This is a genomic window from Pseudonocardia nigra, assembly GCF_019396355.1.
In the GTDB taxonomy this organism is placed as follows: Bacteria; Actinomycetota; Actinomycetes; order Mycobacteriales; family Pseudonocardiaceae; genus Pseudonocardia; species Pseudonocardia nigra.
Genome location: NZ_JAHKRK010000361.1, coordinates 1 through 4355, shown reverse-complemented (window position 1 = coordinate 4355; position 4355 = coordinate 1). Strand labels below are relative to the sequence as shown.

Genomic DNA, 4355 nt, shown 5'->3' with positions numbered 1-4355 from the left:
ACGGTCCGTTCACGTGGGCTTGTGTTGGCAAACCCATTCTCGCGTGAATCGGACCGTCACTCGTTTGTCGACACGCGCAAGTTGATCTCAGAACCGTAACGAAACGCTTCGCTGAATAACCCTCACGCCACCGCGGCTGGTGTCGGCAGCGTCGCGAGCCACGCCCTGAGGACTGGGTCAGCATGGCGCTCACCCATGAGCTGCGCACCCAGGCCGTCCGACTGTTGGTGCCGCCGATCGTGGTCGCTGATCCGACGCTGCTCACCTCGTTCCGCGCCGCGTTGCTGCTCGGCCTTCGCCAGGTGCTGGGCGGCGATCCGGACCACCTCGACGTCGTAGCGGCCCCGGATCCGGTCCCCGGCAGCAGCGAGCGCTGGGTGATGGTGCTGCATGACCTCGTGCCCGGCGGCACCGGCTACCTCGGCCGGTTCGCCGACCCCCACCGGGTTCACGAGCTGCTGACGGCGGCACTCGCTGTGCTCGTCGCCTGCCCGTGCGGCGACGACGGGGTGGCGGCATGTCACCGGTGCCTGTTGCCGCACGTCCCTCCGCCCCAGGCGGGTGAGGCCAGGCGCGAGGCGGCGATCGACCTCATCCGCCAGATCCTCGCGGCATGGCAGCCACGTCCGATCGAGACGATCAAGCGGATCGTGGTGGGATCGCACGACACGCCGATCGAGATGCGTTTCCGGGCCCTGCTGCTGCGCTGGGCGAAGACGAAGGGCGCCGCGGTCACCACTCACGCCGCGTCCTACGGCGACCGTGCCACCATCCGGTTCCCGCAGGCGCAGGGCGACATCGCCTGGGCGGTGGACCCGCAGGTCAGGCTCGGCGGGGTCCAGCCCGACTTCCTGCTGACCTGCGCCGACTCCGAGATACCGGGGATCGCGGTGTTCTGTGACAGCGTGCGCTGGCACAGCTCGTCGCAGACCAACTCGGTGGCTGCCGATGCCGAGAAGCGTGCCGGTTTGCGGGATCAAGATCTCCTGGTGTGGGCCATCACCCACCAGGACCTCGATGCCTTCGCCGGCAGGCTCGAGGGGACCGCCGCGACCACGGCCCCCTGGTGCGACGACGCTCTCCGGGCCCGATTTCTGCAAGCCGCCCGCAAACTCGCAGCACCGGGGAGCGTGAAACCCGAAAGCCTGGTCGACGACCCCCTCTCGGCGCTCGTGGAGTTCCTGCTGCGCCCCGACCGCCGGGCGTGGGAGAGCCCTGCACATGCGCTTGCTGTGGCGTTGAGCTTCGGTGCGGTGCGCAAGGTCGACGCGGCGGCCGTGCCCGCCGTGGTGCGCGGCGAGATCAGCGGGGTCGCGCCCGAGCCTCCCGCAGGCGACGTCCCCGTTGTGACCGGGCGAACGGCACGGGGCGCGGTGGCCGTCGTCGAGCGGAGGTCGCTGCACGACGTTCGGGCGTGGCTTGCCGTCGATGATCGCGACAGCACGGTCGGCGAGAGCGAGCAGGTCGAGGCGTGGCGCGACTGGCTCGCTGCCGGGAACGTCTTGCAGTTCCTGCCGCCCGGCCGCTTCCACGCATCGAGCTACAGCACCGTCGTAGAGCCCTCCGATGCCGGGCCTGCGACAGCGGCGTTGCCCGTTGCGTGGCAGCAGATCGTCGACGTCTCGGAAGCCCCGCTACATGGCCTCGTGATCGAGCTGGCCGGCGTGGTGCCCCTCCCGGTGGCGGGTCTCGAGGTCGACGACGGCGAGCATGTGCTCGATCTGGCCTGGCCCGACCGACGGATCGCCGTCGTGCTGGGCGATGATGACGACGACGACGAAGGACGTGATGCTTGGCTGGCCGCCCACGGGTGGACGGTGCTTCCGCCGGACGCGGGTGGTGTCCGGGCGGCACTGAATGCAGCGTCATCGGGCGCAGTGTCATCGAGCGCAGGGGGAGGCAGCTGATGGGCGTCATCATGTCCAAGGAGTTCCACCGCGCCCTCGACGTCGACGGCTCGTTGAAGAGCCGGGCGTGGGACTTCCTGACCAAGCTCAGCCGTGATGCCGACCTGACCGGGCTCGATCTCAAGATCCCGCAGAACGCGGCCGACCGCAGAGTGCGGACCGCCCGGGTCGATCTCAACCATCGCGCAGTGCTCTTCGCCGTGGGAGACAGCGCGGAGCCGATGTGGTTGCTCGCGGCCATCAAGCCACACGACGACGCCTACGCGTACGCCTCGACACTGACGCTCGAGGTCAACCCCGCGAACGGCGCCATGGAGGTGCTGCGATCCCAGGCGATCGACGCCACGGTCGCCGAGTTCCGTAAGCGCCCCGCTGTCGAGGACGCCGTGCAGGTGCTGCCGTTCCAGCCTGCCGAACTCGTGGCCCTGGGCATCAACCCCGATGTCGCGACGGAGGCGGTCCGCCTCACCACCGAGGACGAGATCCTCGAGCTGGCCGTCGACCTGCCCGAATGGCAGCAGCGCGTGCTCGTGGAGCTGGCCACCGGAACATCGTTGGACGAGGTTCGCGCCACATACGAACTGGATCGTCCCAGCGCGGGGGAAGATCCGGTCGCGGCACTGGAACGCCCGACCAGCCGGATGCAGTTCGTCTACCTCGACAACGACGACGAGCTGCGCCGCATGATGGAAGGCGACTTCGCCGCCTGGCGCACCTACCTGCACCCCAAGCAGCGGGCGGTCGCCTACCGCGAGACCTACAACGGGCCGTTCCGGCTCGCCGGAGGTGCCGGCACCGGCAAGACGGTGGTGGCGCTGCACCGGGCCGCGTTCCTCGCCCGGCGGCCGGGTGCGCGCGTGCTGCTCTGCACGTTCACGCGCAACCTGGCGGCCGACCTAGAGGCCGATGTGCGCGGACTCCTGCGCTCCGAGGAGCTGACGCGAGTCACGGTGAAGGGCGTCGATCAAGTGGTGCGCGCCGTCGTCCAGGCGGTGGACGGCCCTCCCGGCCCGATCCTGGGCAACAGCGAGCAGGAGACGCTGTGGGAGGACGCTGTGCGCTCGGCCGGGGTTCCCGCCGATCTCGCATCCGTGCTGACGCCGGCATTCCTGGCCACGGAGTACCGCACCGTCGTCCTCGGGATGGCGGAGCAGACCCGCGAGGCCTACCTGCGGGTGAAACGACCGGGCCGGGGCGTGCGGCTCAACAGGGTCCAGCGAGCGGCCGTCTGGACCGTCGTCGAGACGTACCTGCGGAGCCTCACGACCCAGGGGCGGACGACGTTCGACGTGCTCGCCGCCCGCGCGGCGCAGATTCTCGAGGACCCGACGTTGCGCGAGCAGGTGCCCACCTACGACCACGTCGTCGTCGACGAGGGTCAGGACCTCCATGCGGGGCATTGGCGAGTGCTGCGTGGGCTGGTCGCACCCAGCCCCAACGACCTGTTCATCTGCGAGGACGGCCACCAGCGGATCTACGGCGAGCGCATTGTTCTGAGCCGGTTCGGCATCGAAACGCGCGGCCGGTCCCGGCGCCTCACCCTCAACTACCGGACCTCCCGGCAGAACCTCGCCTTCGCCATCGGTGTGATCGACGGACAACAGGTGCTCGACCTCGACGGCGACGAGGACACTGTCGCCGGCTACCACTCCACGTTCACCGGTCCTGTTCCCGTGACTCGCGGATTCCCCGGGGTCGCGGAGGAGATGCGCTTCCTCGCCGCGTCCGTGCGCGCCTGGCTCGACGCGGGAGTGCCGGCGGCGTCCATCGCCGTGCTCGCCCGGCGCAGCGCGGAGCAGGACCGTGCCCGCCTCGCACTGCAGGAGGCCGGGGTGGCGATCGAGCTTCTGCAGCGCGAGGGCGCAGGCAACCCCGCGGCGGTGAAGATCGCGTCGATGCACCGGGCGAAGGGCACCGAGTTCTCCCGTGTGATAGTGGTCGGCGCCGAGGCCGGCGTGGTGCCTCTCGACTGGGTGTTCGAGAACCAATCCGAATCGGAGGGCCCCGTCCTGCGGGGACGCGAGCGTTCACTGTTCTACGTCGCCTGTAGCCGTGCCCGCGACGAACTGATCGTGACGTGGTCGGGGGCGCCGAGCCCGTTCCTTCCCCTCTCTGCTGGATGAGTCACACCAGAGGAACGCGGTCTGGCGCCGGCCTTTTGAGCGATGGCGAAGCCTTCGAGAGGCGTGATGCCAGGTGTGTTCTTGACCAGTCGACCAGCTGTTGATGAGGAGAATCCATGGCTCGGGTACGTTCGTTCGGTCGTTCCGATCAGCGCCTGCGGGCGCATCCGACCGAGGTTGACTGTGAGTACGGAGTAACTAACCGGGGCTTCGCCCCAGCCCGACGAGGCGTGCCTTGTTCCCGTCGGGTTTCGGGGCTCCGGTCGGGCGGGGTGAGACCGTGACCGGCGGGCCGGTCCGGTGTATGAACCGCTCGGAGCGGTTG

2 protein-coding genes are annotated in these 4355 nt (G+C 69.4%); both read left to right on the top strand.

The features are described from left to right. The first annotated feature begins 182 nt into the window (after window positions 1-182). The gene (locus KME75_RS40195) at window positions 183-1907 is read left to right on the top strand and encodes an MrfA Zn-binding domain-containing protein (RefSeq protein WP_219420242.1); all 1725 of its coding nucleotides are present in this window, start codon (window positions 183-185) and stop codon (window positions 1905-1907) included. After that, on the top strand, window positions 1907-4030 hold the full coding sequence (locus tag KME75_RS40190) for a UvrD-helicase domain-containing protein (RefSeq protein WP_219420241.1): 2124 nt from the start codon (window positions 1907-1909) through the stop codon (window positions 4028-4030). Before KME75_RS40195 ends, KME75_RS40190 begins: the two co-directional genes overlap by 1 nt. The last annotated feature ends 325 nt before the right edge of the window (window positions 4031-4355 follow it).